Genomic DNA, 18665 nt, shown 5'->3' on the forward strand with positions numbered 1-18665 from the left:
TTCTTAAAGAAAATAAATGTCATGTTAAAAAGTACAATAGACAAAGCAACAGGTTTCGAAAAAAGATTCGAGAATATTGGTACCATCGTATATGAAGATTCTACATCTGCCTCAAAAGCAATCGCACAAGAAATTGCAGATTTAATACGAGTAAAACAAGCCCAAAAACAAACTTGTGTGTTGGGTTTAGCCACTGGCTCTTCCCCAAAAGGATTGTATGCAGAATTGGTAAGATTGCACAAAGAAGAAGGTTTAAGTTTTAGCAATGTTGTCTCTTTTAATTTAGATGAATATTACCCAATGGAACCAGATTCTGTAAACAGTTATGTTCGTTTTATGAAAGAACAATTGTTTAATCATATCGATATTATACCAGAAAATTGTTTTGTACCAGAAGGCAGATTAACCAAAGAAGAAATTAGAATTTATTGCGAACAATATGAATCGAAAATAGAAGCTTTTGGAGGAATTGATTTACAGATTTTAGGAATTGGAGGAAATGGTCATATTGGTTTTAATGAATCTGGCTCTTTACAAAACTCAAAAACAAGATTAGTAGCCTTAGATCATATTACAAGAGTAGCAGCAAGTGCCGATTTTTCTGGCTTGGAAAAAACGCCAAGAACAGCAATTACATTAGGAGTAAAAAAAATAATGGAAGCGAAAAGAGTCATTTTAATGGCTTGGGGAGAACAAAAAGCAAACATTATAAAAGCCTCAGTAGAAGATGAAGTAACCAATAAAGTGCCAGCCTCTTATTTACAAGAACATAGAAATGCCACCTTTGTTTTAGACAAAGCAGCCTCTAGTAAATTAACAAGAATTAAAACCCCTTGGTTGGTAGAAAATGTAACTTGGACAGATAAATTAATCAGAAAAGCAGTTTTAAATTTAGCTTTAAAATTAAAGAAGCCAATTTTAATGTTAACAGATGCAGATTACATCGAAAATGGGATGAGCGATTTGTTAACAGAAAATGGCTCAGCGTATGAAATAAATATAAAAATATTTAACAAATTACAAAGAACAATTACAGGTTGGCCAGGAGGAAAACCAGGAGCAGACGATAGTAGCAGACCAGAAAGAGCAGAGCCTGTTAAAAAACGCGTGTTGATCTTTAGTCCACATCCAGATGATGATATCATTAGTATGGGAGGTACTTTTAAAAGATTACATGAACAAGGACATGAGGTGCATGTTGGGTATCAAACTTCAGGAAACATTGCAGTTGCAGATGATGAAGCCTTACGTTTTGCAAGTTTTGTAAGAGATTATAATGAGAAATTTGGAATCGATAATTCAGAGGCAAATGTTATTTATAAAAAAGCAGCTGATTTTTTAAAGAACAAAAAATCTAGTGAAATAGATACTCCAGAAGTACGCTATATCAAAGGCTTGATTAGAAAAGGAGAAGCAAGAGCTACCTGTCATTTTATCGGGATTCCTGATGCTCAAATTCATTTTATGGAGTTGCCTTTTTATGAAACAGGAGCTATTAAGAAAAATCCTGTTGGAGTTGCAGATGTGCAAATAACCGCTGATTTAATTGAAAAAATAAAGCCTCACCAAATATATGCAGCAGGAGATTTAGCAGATCCACATGGCACACATAAAGTTTGTTTAGATGCTGTTTTTTCATCCGTAAAAGAATTAAAAGATAAAAAATTCATGAAAGATTGCTGGGTTTGGTTGTACAGAGGAGCTTGGCAAGAATGGGGTGTAGATGAAATAGAAATGGCAGTTCCAATGGGACCAGGTCAAGTATTAGAAAAACGAAAAGGTATTTTTAAACATCAATCACAAAAAGATGGGGTGGTTTTTCAAGGAGCAGATAGTAGAGAATTTTGGCAACGAGCAGAAGATAGAAATAAAGAAACTGCAGATTTGTATGATGCTTTAGGATTGGCTCATTATGCAGCTATGGAAGCTTTTGTAAGATGGCATTTTTAAGTTTTTAAGCTCTAAAAAAATACTTTAAATAAATTTACTTTCATCTTTATGAAAATTTATTTTTATGAAGCTGAGAGTTTTATTAATTTTAACGGCAAATAGGTTTTTAAAAATATATACATGAGTAATTATCACATAAAACATTTAGAGGAATATTTTCAAGTATATAGAAAATCGATTCGAGAGCCAGAAAATTTTTGGGCAGAAATAGCAGAAGAGCATTTTCTATGGAGAAAAAAATGGGATAAAGTTTTGGAATGGGATTTTACCAAGCCAGCAATAAAATGGTTTCAAGGCGCGCAATTAAACATTACAGAAAACTGTATTGATAGGCATTTAGGAACAAGAGCCAATAAAACAGCTATTTTATTTGAACCTAATAATCCAGAGGAACCAGCACAACATATTACGTATAAACAGTTATCAGAAAGAGTTAATCAATTTGCGAATGTTTTAAAAGAACAAGGCGTAAAAAAAGGCGATAGAGTTTGTATTTATGTGCCCATGATTCCTGAATTGGCCATTGCAACATTGGCCTGTGCAAGAATTGGTGCGATTCATTCTGTCGTTTTTGCAGGCTTTTCATCAGCAGCATTATCTTCTAGAATTAACGATTCTGACTGTAAACTAGTCATTACAAGTGATGGCTCTTTTAGAGGAAAAAAATCAATCGATTTAAAAGGCATTGTAGATGAAGCTTTAGAAGATTGTGCAGGAGTTAAAACAGTTTTGGTTGTAAAAAGAATCAATTCTGACATACATATGAAAGAAGGAAGAGACCAATGGTTACAACCTTTGCTAGACAAAGCATCTAAAGAATGTATAGCAGAAACGATGGAAGCAGAAGATCCGTTATTTATTTTATATACGTCTGGTTCAACAGGAAAACCCAAAGGAATGGTGCATACCACTGCTGGGTATATGGTGTATAGTGCCTATACTTTTAAAAACGCCTTTCAATATCAAGAAAATGATGTGTATTGGTGTACAGCAGATATAGGTTGGATCACTGGACACTCATACATCGTTTATGGACCTTTGGCCAATGGAGCCACTACAGTTTTGTTTGAAGGCGTACCAAGTTATCCCGATTTTGGTCGTTTTTGGGAAATTGTACAAAAGCATAAAGTAACTCAATTTTATACAGCACCCACAGCCATTAGAGCTTTGGCAAAACACGGAACAGAATTGGTGGATCAATACGATTTATCAACCTTAAAAGTTTTAGGTTCTGTTGGAGAACCGATCAATGAAGAAGCTTGGCATTGGTATAATGATACGATTGGGAAAAAGAAAAGTCCGATTATAGATACTTGGTGGCAAACAGAAACTGGTGGAATTATGATCACCCCAATTCCTTATGTAACTCCAACAAAACCAACGTATGCAACCTTGCCTTTTATAGGAGTTCAGCCTGCTTTAATGGATGAAAATGGACAAGAATTAAAAGGAAATCAAGTTGAAGGAAGATTGTGTATAAAATTTCCTTGGCCAAGTATGGCAAGAACTATTTGGGGCAACCACAAACGTTATAAAGAAACGTATTTTTCTGCTTACGAAAATATGTATTTTACAGGAGATGGCGCTTTAAGAGATGAAGTTGGGTATTATAGAATTACTGGTAGAGTAGATGATGTAATTATTGTTTCTGGACATAATTTAGGAACTGCACCCATTGAAGACGCTATAAATGAACATCCTGCAGTTGCAGAATCTGCGATTGTTGGTTTTCCACACGACATTAAAGGAAGTGCATTGTATGGCTATGTAACTTTAAAAGATATTGGAGAAAGTAGAGATCACAATAATTTAAGAAAGGAAATTAACCAATTAATTACAGACAGAATTGGGCCGATTGCAAAACTAGATAAAATTCAATTTTCTGAAGGCTTACCAAAAACACGTTCAGGAAAAATTATGCGACGTATTTTACGCAAAATAGCGTCAAACGAAATGGATAATTTAGGTGATATTTCTACGTTGTTAAATCCTGAAGTTGTACAGAATATTATTGAAAATAAATTGTAAGAGTATTAAAGAATAAACTAAATCAAATTTAATGAGTAAAACAATTGTAGTAACTGGTGCTGGTGGAGTTTTATGTAGCACATTAGCAAAAGCTTTAGCGAAAGAAGGAAATAAAGTCGCTGTTTTAGACTTAAGAAAAGAAGCAGCAGATAAAGTTGCTGAGGAAATAAATGCTGATGGAGGACAAGCAATTGGACTCGCAGCAAATGTTTTAGAGAAAGATTCTTTAGAGCAGGCAAAAAAACAAGTAAATGCAATATTTGGAAAAGTAGATATTTTGGTCAATGGTGCAGGAGGGAATCATCCTTTAGGAACCACTTCAAATCCGTTTTTAGAAGCTGCAGATTTAGCAAATAAAACAGAAGGTTTTAAAACTTTTTTCGATTTAGATATCAGTGGAATTCAATTCACTTTCAACTTAAATTTTATTGGAACTTTATTACCTACACAAGTTTTTGCTGTAGATATGATTGGGAGAGAAAATTGTTCGGTTTTAAATATTTCCTCTATGAATGCATTTACACCTTTAACAAAAATACCAGCTTATAGTGCTGCAAAAGCGGCTGTTTCTAATTTTACACAATGGTTAGCTGTCCATTTTTCTCAAGTAGGAATTCGAGTAAATGCTTTGGCACCAGGCTTTTTTCTGACAGATCAAAATAGAAGTTTATTAACTGAAGAAGATGGATCTTTAACAAAAAGAGGTCAGCAAATTATAGATCAAACACCTATGAATCGTTATGGAACTCCAGAAGATTTAGTAGGTACAACTTTATGGTTATGTGGAGATGGTTCTAAATTTGTAACAGGAGTTGTTGTGCCAATAGATGGTGGATTCGCAGCATATAGTGGCGTTTAAAAAATATAAAGATGATAGAAAAATTAGAACAAACTTGGAGATGGTATGGACCCAATGATCCAGTTACTTTACAAGATATAAAACAAACTGGTGCAACAGGAATTGTTTCTGCATTACATCACATAAAAAACGGAGAAGTTTGGACTGTTGATGAAATTCAGAAAAGAAAAGATGCTATAGAAAAAGTCGGATTGTCTTGGTCTGTTGTAGAATCTGTTCCAATCCACGAAAATATTAAAACGAAATCTGGCGATTATCAGAAATATTATAATAATTATAAGCAAACGTTAACCAATCTTGGTAAATGTGGAATTGACATTGTATGTTATAATTTTATGCCAGTTTTAGATTGGACAAGAACAGATTTAGATTTTGAAGTTTCTGATCAATCAACAGCATTACGTTTTGAAGTTGATGCCTTTGCAGCATTTGAGCTATACTTATTAAAACGTCCAGGAGCAGAAAATGATTATACAGAAGATCAACAAAAAAGAGCAAAATCTTTTTTTGAAAAATCATCTAAAGAAGATCAAAAAAAATTAATTAACAATATAATTGCAGGTTTGCCTGGAGCAGAAGAAGGGTATACTTTAAAGGAATTCAATGCTATTTTAGCCACTTACAATAACGTTGGTCCAAAAGAATTGAAAGCAAATTTATACTCATTTTTATCAGAAATAATTCCAGCAGCAGAAAATGCAGGAATTTTAATGTGCATTCATCCAGATGATCCTCCTTTTCCAATTTTAGGATTGCCAAGAGTTGTATCAACTGAACAAGATATTGAGGATTTGTACAATGCTGTTCCATCCCCAAATAACGGATTAACGTTCTGTACAGGATCTTTTGGAGTAAGAGCAGATAATGATTTAGCAGGAATGGTAAAGCGTTTAGGAGATAGAATTCATTTTATCCATTTAAGAGCTACAAAAAGAGATGCTGAAGGAAATTTTCATGAAGCAGACCATTTAGATGGTGATGTGGATATGTTTTCTGTGATGAAAGCTTTAATTTTAGAACAAAAAAAACGTATTAAAGCTGGAAGAAAAGATTTTAGAATGCCTTTTAGACCAGATCATGGTCATAAAATGTTAGACGATTTAAAGAAAAAAACGAATCCTGGTTATTCTGGAATTGGTCGTTTGCGAGGTTTAGCAGAATTACGTGGTTTAGAATTAGGAATTAGAAACTCTTTAGAATAATAAGAAATTATAATTGCTGATAAATAAAAAAAAAGGAATATTAAGATATTTCCAAATCAATAAAAGCTCTTCAGTTTCTGAGGAGCTTTTATTGGTTTAGTATTTATACTAAAGTTGATGAAAATAAAAAGCCAAAAGGAAAATAACGAGTAGAAATTTATCGTGTTTAGAGTATCAAGATGATAAAAAATTATCAATCCTTAAAACTCTTTTGCACCAAATTCACTTTTAATAAATTTCGATTTATTTTTGTTAGAATTAAAATTATAGGATAAATTTAAACTGACCATATCAACTTCATAAACATAATTTGTGGTTGTAAAAAACGAACCTTGCTGTGAAGTTGTTATTCTTTGTTCATTGCTGCTTAACAAGCCCATATCAATATTTTGCCATTGTAAAGTGGCTGCTAATCTATCCTCTAAAAATGTTTTCCTAAAAGTTAAATTAGGCGAATAAAATCTTGAATCTTTTCCTTGAGCAGTAACTCTTTCAGATAAATAATTCAGCGTAAATTGCAAAGAAGCTGTCGTATTAAATTGATAAGTAGAGTTTAAATTAATGGAATATTGTGTTGAATTGTTGTCAATTGGCTCTGTAAAAGTAGTTCCATTTTCCTCATACGTAAAAGCGCCATTGATATCTAAATTAAAAATATTTACACCAATAAAATTACTCCATTTTTCTGTTGGTTTTAATTGGGCTCCTAATTCCAAACCTAAAGATCTTCCTGTACCAACATTGGTGTAAATTCTGTCTAAAATAGTATCATTAAAAATTTTATTTACTCTATTTACCAAGTTTTTTACGTTTCTAAAATACGCAGTTGCATACACAGAATTCCCTTTTTTATAGCGTTTTGAAATCCCGATTTCAACCAAATCTACAAATTCTGGCAACAAATTTTTATCTCCTTGTTCCAAGGTTTCAGAATGCTCTCTTTCACGAAAAGGATTCATTTTAAAGGTAGTTGTTCTTTGAACTCTTTTACTGTAAGCTGCTTTTATGATCGCTTTATTTTCTAGAGTGTAGGTAACAGTTGCAGAAGGGAATAGTTGCAGATAATCATAATTTATTACTTCAGGAGTTGTTTGGTTTGCACCTTGCAAAGTTAATTCTCTATCCATTTTTTCCAAACGAAGTCCAGCAACATATTCCCATTTTTCTTTTTTGTTTGATACATTTACATATCCAGAATGTAAGGTTCTTTTCAGATCTATTTGGCTAGTAAATTCAGGAACGGTTTCAAAAATACCTGTGGTGTTATTTCTTCTTGTGTATAAAAAATCTCCTTCATGATCTAAAAAACGGTATTGATATCCAGTTTCTAATTTTCCAAAAGCAAAATCTGCGAACTCATAATCAACCCTAAACAACGTTCCAAAAAGTGGATTATCATTGGTGTTGTATTCATCTTGAAGAATTTGAGAAGTATCAGGAAAACCTAAATTTCTGTTGGTTGTTGGGCCACCCAAAAGAGTATATTCATATAAAAATGAAGTTGATAATTTTGAATCATCTGCAAATTTATGAGCATAATCAAAACTTCCTAAAGCAAAATCGCTTGTTCTAATTCGTAGGTTTTCATTAAAATATTGAAACGTGTATAATCGATTATTACTATCTGCAGGTTCAACAGCATTATTATCAAAATAAAGAATATTTGCTCTTCTGTCTTTGCTTCTTTTTCCTGCAAAAAATCCAACAGAAAACTCGTTGTTTTTATTTGGAGTATAATCTAAATTGATGTTTCCACTGTAGTTTTCTTCATCAAAAGAACGCTCTCCATCAGAAGGAAAACTTGTTTTTACATCATTAATAATCGTAAAAACATCACCTTCTCTTCGTCCAGAAATATCATTTCTTTGGTAGCTTGCTCCTAAAGAAAAATTCCATTTGTCTTTTATGTAATTATAAGTTGCATCAATTCCATAACGTTTTGCGCTTTCAGAATTGTTATAACCTTCAATTGATGGAGCTCCAATTCGTGTATTTATTTGAGTAAAAGTTCCATTTAAAGCACCTTTTTTGGTGAAAATATTTAAAATTCCAGCTTTTCCTTCAGGATCGTATTTTGCAGATGGAGCAGTAATAACTTCTACTTTATCAATAGAATTTGCTGGCAACTGACTCAAAATTGTTGCAGGATTTCCTTGCACAGGTTTTCCATTTAATAAAATGATAAAACCAGTAGTTCCTCTTAGAGAAATATCTCCAGTTCCGTTTACAGAAACAGAAGGCAGGTTTTTAATAACATCTGTTGCTGTGCCTCCTTGACTATTTTGAAAATTAGTAGCATCAAAAACTTGCTTGTCAATTTTACTAACAACAGCAGCTCTTTCACCTTTAATTACAACTTCATTCAAAGAATTTCCTAAAGATAATTGTAAATTTCCAAGATTTTTTTCCTTCCCAGAAAACACAATATTCTCTAATTTCTTAGGTTGATAACCAATAAAAGAAATTTCAATTAAATACGTTCCAGATTTTAATTTATCAAAAGAAAAAACACCATTTATGTTAGTGACAACTCCAGTTATTAAGGTTTTTGGAGATTGAGAATACAAAGCAACTGTTGCGTATTCAAGAGGGGTGTTATCTTCTTTGTCTAAAATTGTACCTGTTAATTGTGCAAATACAGCTTGATTTGCACATAAAAATAAGACAAATAAGAATGATTTTTTTAAGTGATTTTTCATAAAATACTTTATTCTGAAGCTAACATTTCTGGAGTGGCAACCGTTCTAAAACCAACATGGTCTGAGCCAGAATCTATAGCAACTCCCATTTTTGCCGAGATTCTAAAACTTGCACAATACGATTCGTGGCATAAAAAAGAACCACCTTTCATAACATGTTCAACTTGATAAGGATTGCTTGGGCTGTAAGATTTACTAGCACCTTTTGGATTTATGATTGGTTTAGAAATATCAATTTCTTTGTAATGATTTACGTTGAACAAATCGCTTGTAATTTCCCAAACATTTCCAGCCATATCAAACAAACCAATGCTATTTGCAGGATAAGATTTTACTGGAGAAATAAATTCAAAACCATCTACAGATTCATTTTTTGAAGGGAAAGTTCCTTGCCAAGTATTTGCATTTGCATCTAAAATAGTTTTATCATTTCCCCAAGTAAAAATGGCATCTGTATTTTTTCCTTGAGCAGCAGCTTCCCATTCAGCTTCAGTTGGTAAACGTCTGTTAGCCCATTTGCAATAAGCTAAAGCATCCTCTAAAGCAATATGCACCACAGGAAAATCATCTTTACCTTCTATATTAGATTCTGGTCCTTCAGGATGTTTCCAATCTGCACCAATTTTCCACGTCCACCATTGTGCATAATTTTCCATGTTTACAACAGCGTTTACTTTTTTATTAAAAATTAAACTTCCAGGTTGTAAAATTGAATCGTGAGGTTTTGGAGTATCTGAAGGTAATTGCGCTTTCATTTCTTCCCAATTAATTTTGCGCTCAGCAACAGTTATATATTTTGTGGCTGCAACAAATTCTTTAAATTGTTTATTGGTAACTTCAGTTATATCCATAAAAAAACCATCTACAGTAACTTCGTGCGCAGGTTTCTCTCTTGGCATTGCATATGTATCAGTTTCTTTTGCGCCTTGTAAAAATGTTTTTCCAGCTACCCAAATCATGTTTTCAGGAGTTTTTACAGCTATTTTTTCTTTTTTTCCTTCGGATAAATTTGTTACTGATTTATCTTTTTTGCAACTACTCAATGCAAGAAAACAAACAATAAAAAGCGAACTATACGTTTTTAAAAGATTTTTTTTATGGGTATACATTTTTGTGAATTTTAGAGTGATAAAGGTAATAATTCCTTTTCATAAGACGAACTAATAAACTGAATTATTTATTAAAATAAACTACTAGTACATACCAGTTGTTTATTTGGTAAAAAAGAATATATTTGTAACGTGGGAATCGTGAAATTAAAAAAGGAAAGTAAAACACCAAAATACAGGCAAATTATTGCTTCTATTGAAAACGCTATTGTAAAAGGCGAGTTACAAAAAGGCGATAAGCTACCTTCTTTAAATGTCATTAAAAACAAACATTCTCTTTCTAGAGATACAGTATTAACGGCTTTTAATGACTTAAAAAATAGAGGAATTATAAATTCTGTTGTTGGTAAAGGCTATTATGTTTCTTCTGTTGATGTAAAATTAAAGCAGAAAATTTTTGTGCTTTTCGATGAATTAAATTCCTTTAAAGAAGATTTATACAACGCTTTTTTAACTAATTTAGGAAGTCATATTGAAGTTGAGATTTATTTTCATCACTTTAATATAAACATTTTTAATAAGTTGATAAACGACAATGTTGGTAATTATAGTTCTTATGTAATTATGCCTGCTAATTTGAAAAAGACACAAGATTCCATAAAGAATTTACCAAATGATAAAGTGTTTATTTTAGATCAAATTCATGAAGATTTAAATGAATATCCTGCAGTGTATCAGAATTTTGAAAAAGATATTTTTACAGGATTAGAAAGCGTTTTAGAGAAGTTGCTTCATTATAAAAATTTAATATTATTATATAATGATGACAAACAACCTAAAGGTATTTTAGATGGATTTTTATCATTTTGTAAACAATACAATTTACAGCATGAATTTTTGGATTCTTTAAACGATAGAAAACCCAAAAATGGAGAAATATTTATTATTTTAGACGATAAGAACCTTATTAGAGTCATTAAAAAAATCAAAGAAGAGCAATTAATTTTAGCAAAAGATGTGGGCATCATTTCTGTAAATGATACGATTTTAAAAGAAGTCGTAGAAAACGGAATTACCACAATTTCTACAGATTTTAATTTGATGGGAAAAAAATTAGCGCAAATGATTTTAAATGATGAAAAAATTAAGGTTGAAAATCCGAGTCGTTTAATTTTAAGAAAATCGTTATAAAATGTTTAAAATAAGCAGTAAAGAGAAAAAGGGATTGAGTTTTGTGGAGTTGCAAAATTCATCAAAAACTACAAAGGCAAAAATTTGTTTAGAGCAAGGAGCTAGAGTAGTTTCACTAAAATTTAAAGATAAGTTTATTATTGAAGATTATTCAGATTTTGATTATAAGGAATCTTATGCATCTTCGATTTTGTTTCCTTTTGCAAGTAGAATTAAGGAAGGTAAATACATTTTTGAAGGCAATGATTATCAATTCGAAACGAATGATGGTCATAATGCTTTGCATGGTTTGGTATATAACAAAAAATTTGAACTTTTTGAACCAGAAGAACATAAAGATAACTGCTCTGCAACCTTTAATTATTATGAGAAAAATGAAAGCAAAGGCTTTCCTTTTACGTACTTTTTATCAGTAACCTATATTCTTTTCGAAGATCGTTTAAAAGTTAGAGTTACCGTTAAAAATACAGATACAAAATCTTTCCCTTTTACATTAGGCTGGCATCCTTATTTTAATTCTACGGATTTAAAAAATAGCTATTTATCGTTTAATAGTGATCAAAAAGTTGAATTCGATAAAAGCTTAATAACCAAAAAAGTAATAGAGCAAAAATCACCAGAAATTTTCAAAATTGAAGAGCAGCAATTAGATGATTGCTTTATCTTAAAAGATAATAATGTCTCTTTTACAACACCAACTTATAAAATAGATATTACAGCAGATCCAGAACAAAATTTTTTGCAATTATATACACCAAAAGGTAAAGATATTATTGCAATTGAACCTATGACAGGTATCTCTGATACGTTTAATAATAAAATTGGATTACAAGTTTTAGAAGCCAATAAAACATACGTATTAAATTGGGATTTAAAATTTAGTGCAGATTAAAAATCAATAAAAATGAGTGCAACATTAATAAAGGAAGTAAAAGAACATTTTTTAAAAAAGTTCAAAACAAGCCCAGTCTTAATTTTTTCTCCAGGTAGAATTAATATTATTGGAGAACATACAGATTATAATGGAGGGTTTGTGTTTCCTGCTGCTGTAGATAAAGGAATTGCTGCTGCTATTCAGAAAAGCGATGCTGGAAAATGTACAGCAATTGCCTTAGATTTAGATAGCACTATTGAGTTTGAACTCGATAAATTAAAACCATCGAAAGAAGGAAGTTGGGAAAATTATGTTTTTGGTGTGGTTGCAGAAATTCAGAATAGAAACAAAGTTATTGGCGATTTTAACATCATTTTTAAAGGAAATATTCCTGGAGGTGCAGGCATGTCATCTTCTGCAGCTTTAGAAAACAGTGTAGTTTTTGGATTGAATGAATTGTTTGATTTAGGTTTATCAAAAACAGAAATGATTTTAATTTCACAAAAAGCAGAACACAATTATGTGGGTGTTAAATGTGGAATTATGGACCAATATGCAAGCATGTTTGGTATTAAAAATAATGCACTTTTGTTAGATTGTAGAACCATAGAATCGAAACCTTATGAAATCGATTTTAAAGAGCATCAATTAATGTTAATCAACACAAATGTAAAACACAGTTTGTCTGATAGTGCTTATAATGATAGACGTTCTGCTTGTGAAAGTATTGCAGAATTGCTGAAAATAGAAACCTTAAGAGATGCAACTGAAGAGGATTTAGAGCAAATTATTGATAAAGTTACTCCAGAAAATTACCAAAAAGGTTTGTATGTAATTCAAGAAATTGAACGTACTCAAAAAGCTGCAAAAGCCATCGAAAATAACGATTTGGAGAAGTTAGGTGCTTTAATGTATGGTTCACACAATGGTTTGCAACATCAATATAAAGTGAGTTGTGCAGAGTTAGATTTTTTGGTAGATCAAGCAAAAAAGAATAAAAAAGTTTTAGGTGCAAGAATGATGGGTGGTGGTTTTGGTGGTTGCACCATTAATTTAATTGCTAAAGATGAAGCAAAAGACTTTGGTAAATCAGTATCAAAAGCCTACAAAAATAAGTTCGATAAAGAATGTTCTGTATATTTTATAAAACTTTCTGATGGAACACATTTAGTAAAATAATCAACTAGAAAAAAAATGGAAAATACAAATTTGCAAGATTATTCTCACAAACGTTTTAATATATTAACAGGCGAGTGGGTTTTAGTTTCTCCTCATAGAGCAAAACGTCCTTGGCAAGGTCAAAACGAAGAAATATCAACAGAAAAAAGACCAGAACATGATGAAAGTTGTTATTTATGTGCAAGAAATACAAGAATTTCTGGAGATGTAAATCCAGATTATAAAGATGTTTTTGTTTTTACAAACGATTTTGCAGCCCTTCAAAAAGACTCACCTACTTTTAATGTAAATGATGGTTTATTTCAAGCAAAAAGCGAAACAGGTATCTGTAAAGTAATTTGTTTTAGTCCAGATCATTCCAAAAGTTTGGCAGAAATGGAAGTGGAAGATATTGCAAAAGTGGTAAAAGCTTGGCAAGAAGAATACACAGAATTAGGGAATAATGATATGATTAATTACGTGCAAATCTTTGAGAATAAAGGTGCAGTAATGGGTTGTAGCAATCCACATCCTCATGGACAAATATGGAGTCAATCTACCTTACCTAATGAAGTTGATAAAAAAGACAAACATCAAAAAGCATATTTTGATAAAAATAATTCAAGTCTTTTAGGCGATTATTTACAGCAAGAATTAAAAGCAAAAGAACGTATTATTTTTGAAAATGAAGATTTTGTAGTTTTAATTCCTTTTTGGGCAGTTTGGCCTTTTGAATCCATGATTGCTCCTAAAAAAGTAAAGAAAAATATTTTAGAATTATCAGATGTTGAAGCAAAGAATTATGCTGAAGCAATTTCGGTAATTACAAAAGCATATGATAAATTGTTTAATACTTCTTTTCCATATTCAAGTGGAATTCATCAAGCACCTACAAATGGAGAAGCAAACGAACACTGGCATTTTCACATGAGTTTTTATCCACCTTTATTAAGAAGTGCAACTGTTAAGAAATTTATGGTTGGTTATGAGATGTTTGGATCGCCTCAAAGAGATATTACAGCAGAAATTGCAGCAAAAAGACTAAAAGATTTGGTTTAGTGTTTTTAAAATCAATAGAAAGTAAATTTAGATATTGATAATAATTAATAAAAAACAACTTTCTATTAAATAATTGTCAATATAAAATAATAAAAAAGTATTATTCATAAAAGTTTTTAATCTTTATTGATAATATTTGTGTAGCTAAATTAAATCTTTAGATTTGCTTCTCAAACAAAGAACATTAAAATGTTAAACAACAATTTTACAAATTTCTATTTTTACTTTTATTTTTTTAATAAGAGGAGAGACTTTGTATGCTGTTAACAAATACACATAATATATAAAGTCTCGAATTTAATTCGAGGCTTTTTTTTTGATATAATTATAAAAGTTGAAGAAAACAATTGCCATACAAGGAGCTGAAGGCTCAAACCATCATAAAGTTGCAAGAGACTTTTATGGAGATAAAATTGCGTTAAAAGAATGTATGTCTTTTGATGTTTTGGTTGATAGTTTGTTGGATAAATCTGCAAATTTGGGAGTTATGGCTTTAGAAAATACCATTGCAGGTTCCATAATTCCTAATTATGCTTTAATTGATAACAATAATTTACACATTATTGGCGAGCAATATTTGAATATTCATCACCATTTAATGGCTTTAAAAGGTCAAAAAATTGAAGATATTAAAGAAGTTTGTTCACACCCAATGGCTTTGTTGCAGTGCAAAGAGTTTTTTAAAAAATATCCGCATATTAAATTAGTAGAAGATGTAGATACAGCAGAAGTTGCGAAAAGAATCGCCAAAGAAAATTTGATTGGTATTGCAGCAATTGCTCCAAAAATAGCCGCAGAAATTTTTGGATTGGCAGTTTTAGAAGATGAAATTCAAACGATAAAAGACAATTCAACACGTTTTGTAATTGTACAAACAGATAAACCTGCAGAAGATGAAACTGTAAATAAAGCCTCTATAAAGTTTCAATTAAGCCATAAAAGAGGAAGTTTAGCAGCCATTTTAAATGCGATGAGCGATTGTAAAATGAACCTGACTAAAATTCAATCTTTACCTGTAATTGAAACACCTTGGAAATATTCCTTTTTTGTTGATGTTACTTTTGAAGATTATAATGATTATAAAAAAGCAATTTCTTTGATAGAAATTATGGCAGAAGATTTTAAAGTTTTAGGAGTTTTTAAAAATGGTAGACAAAGCCTATCCTGAATTTATTTCAGGAACTTAATATAATAAATATGATTAAAGCAGCCAAAAGATTAGATACAGTTCAAGAATACTATTTCTCTAAAAAATTGAGAGAAGTACGTGGTTTAATGGCAGATGGAAAACCAATTATTAATATGGGAATTGGTTCTCCAGATTTGCAGCCGCCAGCAAAAGTAATTGAAGCAATTCAAGGAAGTTTGGGAGATGCAAGTGCGCATAAATATCAATCATATCAAGGTTTGCCAGAATTAAGAAATGCCATTGCAACTTTTTATAAAAATAAATTTTCTGTAGATGCAAATCCAGAAAGTGAAATTTTACCTTTAATGGGAAGCAAAGAAGGTATTATGCACATTTCTATGGCTTTTTTAAATGAAGGAGACCAAGTATTAATTCCAAATCCTGGCTATCCAACCTATACTTCTGTAACCAAATTAGTAGGTGCAGAACCGCTGTTTTATAATTTGAGTGATGCAACAAATTGGCAACCAAATTTTGATGCATTAGAAAAACAAGATTTGAGTAAAGTAAAAATAATGTGGGTAAATTATCCACATATGCCAACAGGTACCAATGGAACGTTACAAATGTTCGAAAAGTTAGTTGCTTTTGGGTTAAAACACAACATTTTAATCATTAATGATAATCCTTATAGTTTTATTTTAAACGAGAATCCAATAAGTATTTTACAAGTTGAAGGCGCAAAAGAGGTTGCTTTAGAGTTAAATTCTTTAAGCAAAACCTTTAATATGGCTGGTTGGCGAGTTGGAATGTTGTTAGGAAATGCAACTTATATCAACGAAGTTTTAAAAGTAAAATCGAACATGGATTCTGGAATGTTTTACGGAATTCAAAAAGGAGCCATTGAAGCTTTACAATTACCAAACGATTGGTTTTATCAACAAAATAAAATTTACAAAGAACGCAGAGATTTAATTTGGCAATTAGCAGATAAATTAGATGCAGTTTATGATAAAAACTCCACTGGTTTATTTGTTTGGGCAAAAATTCCTGAAGGAAAAAAATCTGAAGAAGTTACAGATGCAGTTTTATATGAAAAAGATATTTTTATAACACCAGGAACCATTTTTGGTTCTCAAGGAGAAGGTTATATTCGATTTTCTTTGTGTGTAACATCAGAGGTAATTAAGGAAGCAATTAGTAGATTTGATTAAAAAGTCGGCAGTAAATCAGAATATCAATGGGTTTTAACCCATTGATAATAAAGTTAATAAATCCCCTTTCCTTTAGAAAGGGTTAGAGATAGGAAAATGAAAAATATATACATGATTGGTGTTGGTTTAATTGGCGGTAGTTTTGCTATCGACATTAAAAAACACAATCCAGAAGCTATAATTCACGGAATTAGTAGAAAAGATGAAACCTTAAACAAGGCTTTAGAATTAAAACTAATTGATAAAAAAGCAACGTTAGACGATTTAGAAAATGCAGACTTGGTTATTGTATCAATTCCTGTAGATGCAACCGTAAAATTGTTGCCAACTATTTTAGATAAAATTTCAGAAAACGGTTTGGTTATAGATGCAGGTTCTACAAAAGAAGCAATTTGTAAAGTGGTTGAACATCATCCAAAAAGAAGAAATTTTTTAGCTTGTCATCCAATTGCAGGAACAGAAAAGTCTGGACCAACAGCAGCAATATCTGGCTTGTATAAAGGGAAAACGAACATTATTTGCGAAGTTGAAAAAACAACTTTTAAGTTGCAAGAAAAAGCATTGAAGCTTTTTACGGACATTGGAATGCGTATTCGTTATATGGATCCAGTTTCGCATGATAAACATATTGCGTATGTTTCGCACTTATCTCACATAAGCGCATTTATGTTGGGTAAAACAGTTATCAATAAAGAAAAAAATGAACGCGATATTTTTGATATGGCAGGTTCTGGTTTCGAATCTACAGTTCGTTTGGCAAAAAGTTCGCCAGCAATGTGGACACCAATTTTTAAACAGAATAAAGAGAATATATTAGAAACATTAGAAGAATACATTAGCAATTTACAACATTTTAAAGAGTTGATGCAACAAGATAATTTCTCCGAAATTTTTAACGAAATGGAGAATACAAATTATATAAAACAAATTTTAAACGGCATAAAGTAAAAGCCAAAATAAGTAGAAAGATGAAGAATACAAAAGAATTAAGAACATGGTTGGATGATATGAAATTAGATCATCCTCTAGTAATAGCAGGGCCTTGTAGTGCAGAAACTGAAGAACAAGTTTTAAAAATTGCACACGAATTAAAAGATTCTGATGTAAACTATTTTAGAGCAGGAATATGGAAACCAAGAACAAGACCAGGAATGTTTGAAGGCGTTGGCGAACTTGGTTTAAGATGGTTAAAAAAGGTAAAAGAGCAAACAGGCATGAAAACCTGTACAGAAGTTGCTAATGCTGCACATTGTAAATTAGCAATTGACAACGATGTTGATTTATTATGGATTGGTGCAAGAACTGCAGTATCTCCTTTTATTATGCAAGAAATTGCAGATGCTTTGCATGGAACAGACAAAATTGTGTTGGTTAAAAATCCAATAAATCCAGATTTAGCTTTATGGTTAGGGGGAATTGAAAGATTATACACAGCAGATATTAAAAATTTAGGCGCAATTCATAGAGGTTTTTCAACATACGAAAAATCAAAATATAGAAATGTTCCAGAATGGCAAATCGCTATTGAATTCCAAAATCGTTTTCCAGATTTACCTTTAATTTGCGATCCATCTCATATTACAGGAAACAGAGAAATGATTTTTGACGTTTCTCAAACAGCTTTAGATTTAAATTTCGATGGTTTAATGATTGAAACGCATTTCGATCCAGATAATGCTTGGAGTGATGCTGCACAGCAAGTTACACCAACAAAGTTGAAGCAAATTATGCAAGATTTAAAAATTAGAAAAGAAACCAATACAGAAGCAGATTACGAAAATTCTTTAAATAATTTACGTGCTCAAATAAACGTAGCAGATGATCAATTGATTGATTTATTAGGAAAAAGAATGAAAGTTTCTGAACAAATTGGTGCTTTAAAGAAAGAAAAAAATGTTGCAGTTTTACAATCTAAACGTTGGAACGAGATTTTAGGTAACATGATTTTAGAAGGCGAAAGCAAAGGTTTAAGCGAAGAATTTGTGTTGAGAATGTTCAAGGCAATTCATCAAGAATCTATCAATCATCAAGAAAAAGTGATTAACGGATAAGTATCCTGCAGGGTTTTAAAAACCTTATAGGTATTATTATAGAACCACAAATTCAAGAATTATTTTTGAGTTTGTGGTTTTCTTTTTGGGCGTTCCCAAACAAAAAAGTTTGGTCAGGCTTTCGCACTCGCTTTTTTTGTGAAAAACAAAAAAGAGCTCAAACAATTGCTCAATCCTTAACGCGAATTGCAAACTAAAAAAG

The 18665-nt window shown here is 31.3% G+C and carries 14 protein-coding genes; 12 read left to right on the plus strand and 2 right to left on the minus strand.

Annotated elements, in window-relative coordinates:
* Positions 1–21: 21 nt before the first annotated feature.
* The 4 genes from nagB (at position 22) to uxuA (ending at position 6039) form a co-directional block, all read left to right on the plus strand.
* Entirely contained in the window at positions 22–1950 is a 1929-nt protein-coding gene (nagB, locus tag LPB03_RS14125) for a glucosamine-6-phosphate deaminase (protein WP_065320471.1), read from the plus strand.
* 120 nt (positions 1951–2070) lie between these two features.
* Entirely contained in the window at positions 2071–3978 is a 1908-nt protein-coding gene (gene acs, locus LPB03_RS14130) for an acetate--CoA ligase (RefSeq protein WP_065320470.1), read from the plus strand.
* Positions 3979–4009: 31 nt separating this feature from the next.
* Entirely contained in the window at positions 4010–4837 is an 828-nt protein-coding gene (locus LPB03_RS14135) for an SDR family oxidoreductase (RefSeq protein ID WP_065320469.1), read from the plus strand.
* 11 nt (positions 4838–4848) lie between these two features.
* Entirely contained in the window at positions 4849–6039 is a 1191-nt protein-coding gene (uxuA, locus tag LPB03_RS14140) for a mannonate dehydratase (RefSeq protein WP_065320468.1), read from the plus strand.
* 200 nt (positions 6040–6239) lie between these two features.
* Here uxuA and LPB03_RS14145 read toward each other — a convergent pair whose 3' ends face one another.
* Both LPB03_RS14145 and LPB03_RS14150 read right to left on the minus strand, forming a co-directional pair.
* Positions 6240–8738, minus strand: a complete 2499-nt coding sequence (locus tag LPB03_RS14145; RefSeq protein ID WP_065320467.1) for a TonB-dependent receptor — start codon at positions 8736–8738, stop codon at positions 6240–6242.
* A gap of 8 nt (positions 8739–8746) precedes the next feature.
* Positions 8747–9847 (minus strand): formylglycine-generating enzyme family protein, encoded by a 1101-nt coding sequence (locus LPB03_RS14150; protein ID WP_065320466.1) that lies wholly within the window; start codon positions 9845–9847, stop codon positions 8747–8749.
* A gap of 141 nt (positions 9848–9988) precedes the next feature.
* Here LPB03_RS14150 and LPB03_RS14155 point away from each other — a divergent pair, with 141 nt between their 5' ends.
* The 8 genes from LPB03_RS14155 to LPB03_RS14190 all read left to right on the plus strand — a co-directional run bounded on the left by LPB03_RS14155 (position 9989) and on the right by LPB03_RS14190 (position 18463).
* A complete protein-coding gene (locus tag LPB03_RS14155) occupies positions 9989–10978 on the plus strand; it encodes a GntR family transcriptional regulator (RefSeq protein ID WP_394364943.1) in 990 nt (329 codons plus the stop codon).
* Between the two features lies 1 nt (position 10979).
* Positions 10980–11870: an aldose 1-epimerase gene (locus tag LPB03_RS14160; protein WP_065320464.1), complete on the plus strand. Its 891-nt coding sequence runs from the start codon at positions 10980–10982 to the stop codon at positions 11868–11870.
* Positions 11871–11882: 12 nt separating this feature from the next.
* Positions 11883–13031, plus strand: coding sequence for a galactokinase (gene galK, locus LPB03_RS14165; RefSeq protein WP_065320463.1), 1149 nt, complete (start codon positions 11883–11885; stop codon positions 13029–13031).
* 15 nt (positions 13032–13046) lie between these two features.
* Positions 13047–14069 carry a UDP-glucose--hexose-1-phosphate uridylyltransferase gene (locus tag LPB03_RS14170; RefSeq protein WP_065320462.1) on the plus strand — a complete coding sequence of 341 codons (1023 nt, stop codon included), beginning with the start codon at positions 13047–13049 and terminating at the stop codon, positions 14067–14069.
* Positions 14070–14403: 334 nt separating this feature from the next.
* Complete coding sequence (locus LPB03_RS14175) at positions 14404–15237, plus strand: prephenate dehydratase (RefSeq protein WP_065320461.1); 834 nt, start codon at positions 14404–14406, stop codon at positions 15235–15237.
* A gap of 29 nt (positions 15238–15266) precedes the next feature.
* Entirely contained in the window at positions 15267–16412 is a 1146-nt protein-coding gene (locus tag LPB03_RS14180) for a pyridoxal phosphate-dependent aminotransferase (RefSeq protein WP_065320460.1), read from the plus strand.
* Positions 16413–16508: 96 nt separating this feature from the next.
* On the plus strand, positions 16509–17360 hold the full coding sequence (locus tag LPB03_RS14185) for a prephenate dehydrogenase (protein WP_065320459.1): 852 nt from the start codon (positions 16509–16511) through the stop codon (positions 17358–17360).
* A 20-nt stretch (positions 17361–17380) separates the two neighbouring features.
* Positions 17381–18463, plus strand: coding sequence for a bifunctional 3-deoxy-7-phosphoheptulonate synthase/chorismate mutase type II (locus tag LPB03_RS14190; RefSeq protein ID WP_065320458.1), 1083 nt, complete (start codon positions 17381–17383; stop codon positions 18461–18463).
* Positions 18464–18665 lie beyond the last annotated feature (202 nt).

The sequence above is a fragment of the Polaribacter vadi genome (assembly GCF_001761365.1).
GTDB classification, from domain to species: domain Bacteria; phylum Bacteroidota; class Bacteroidia; order Flavobacteriales; family Flavobacteriaceae; genus Polaribacter; species Polaribacter vadi.

Bases quoted from the DNA above. Each gene is read 5' to 3' on its own strand.
- LPB03_RS14150 (WP_065320466.1), bottom strand. From the start codon at position 9,847: ATGTATACCCATAAAAAAAATCTTTTAAAAACGTATAGTTCGCTTTTT.
- acs (WP_065320470.1), top strand. From the start codon at position 2,071: ATGAGTAATTATCACATAAAACATTTAGAGGAATATTTTCAAGTATAT.
- nagB (WP_065320471.1), top strand. From the start codon at position 22: ATGTTAAAAAGTACAATAGACAAAGCAACAGGTTTCGAAAAAAGATTC.
- galK (WP_065320463.1), top strand. From the start codon at position 11,883: ATGAGTGCAACATTAATAAAGGAAGTAAAAGAACATTTTTTAAAAAAG.
- LPB03_RS14190 (WP_065320458.1), top strand. From the start codon at position 17,381: ATGAAGAATACAAAAGAATTAAGAACATGGTTGGATGATATGAAATTA.
- LPB03_RS14180 (WP_065320460.1), top strand. From the start codon at position 15,267: ATGATTAAAGCAGCCAAAAGATTAGATACAGTTCAAGAATACTATTTC.
- uxuA (WP_065320468.1), top strand. From the start codon at position 4,849: ATGATAGAAAAATTAGAACAAACTTGGAGATGGTATGGACCCAATGAT.
- LPB03_RS14135 (WP_065320469.1), top strand. From the start codon at position 4,010: ATGAGTAAAACAATTGTAGTAACTGGTGCTGGTGGAGTTTTATGTAGC.
- LPB03_RS14185 (WP_065320459.1), top strand. From the start codon at position 16,509: ATGAAAAATATATACATGATTGGTGTTGGTTTAATTGGCGGTAGTTTT.
- LPB03_RS14160 (WP_065320464.1), top strand. From the start codon at position 10,980: ATGTTTAAAATAAGCAGTAAAGAGAAAAAGGGATTGAGTTTTGTGGAG.
- LPB03_RS14170 (WP_065320462.1), top strand. From the start codon at position 13,047: ATGGAAAATACAAATTTGCAAGATTATTCTCACAAACGTTTTAATATA.
- LPB03_RS14145 (WP_065320467.1), bottom strand. From the start codon at position 8,738: ATGAAAAATCACTTAAAAAAATCATTCTTATTTGTCTTATTTTTATGT.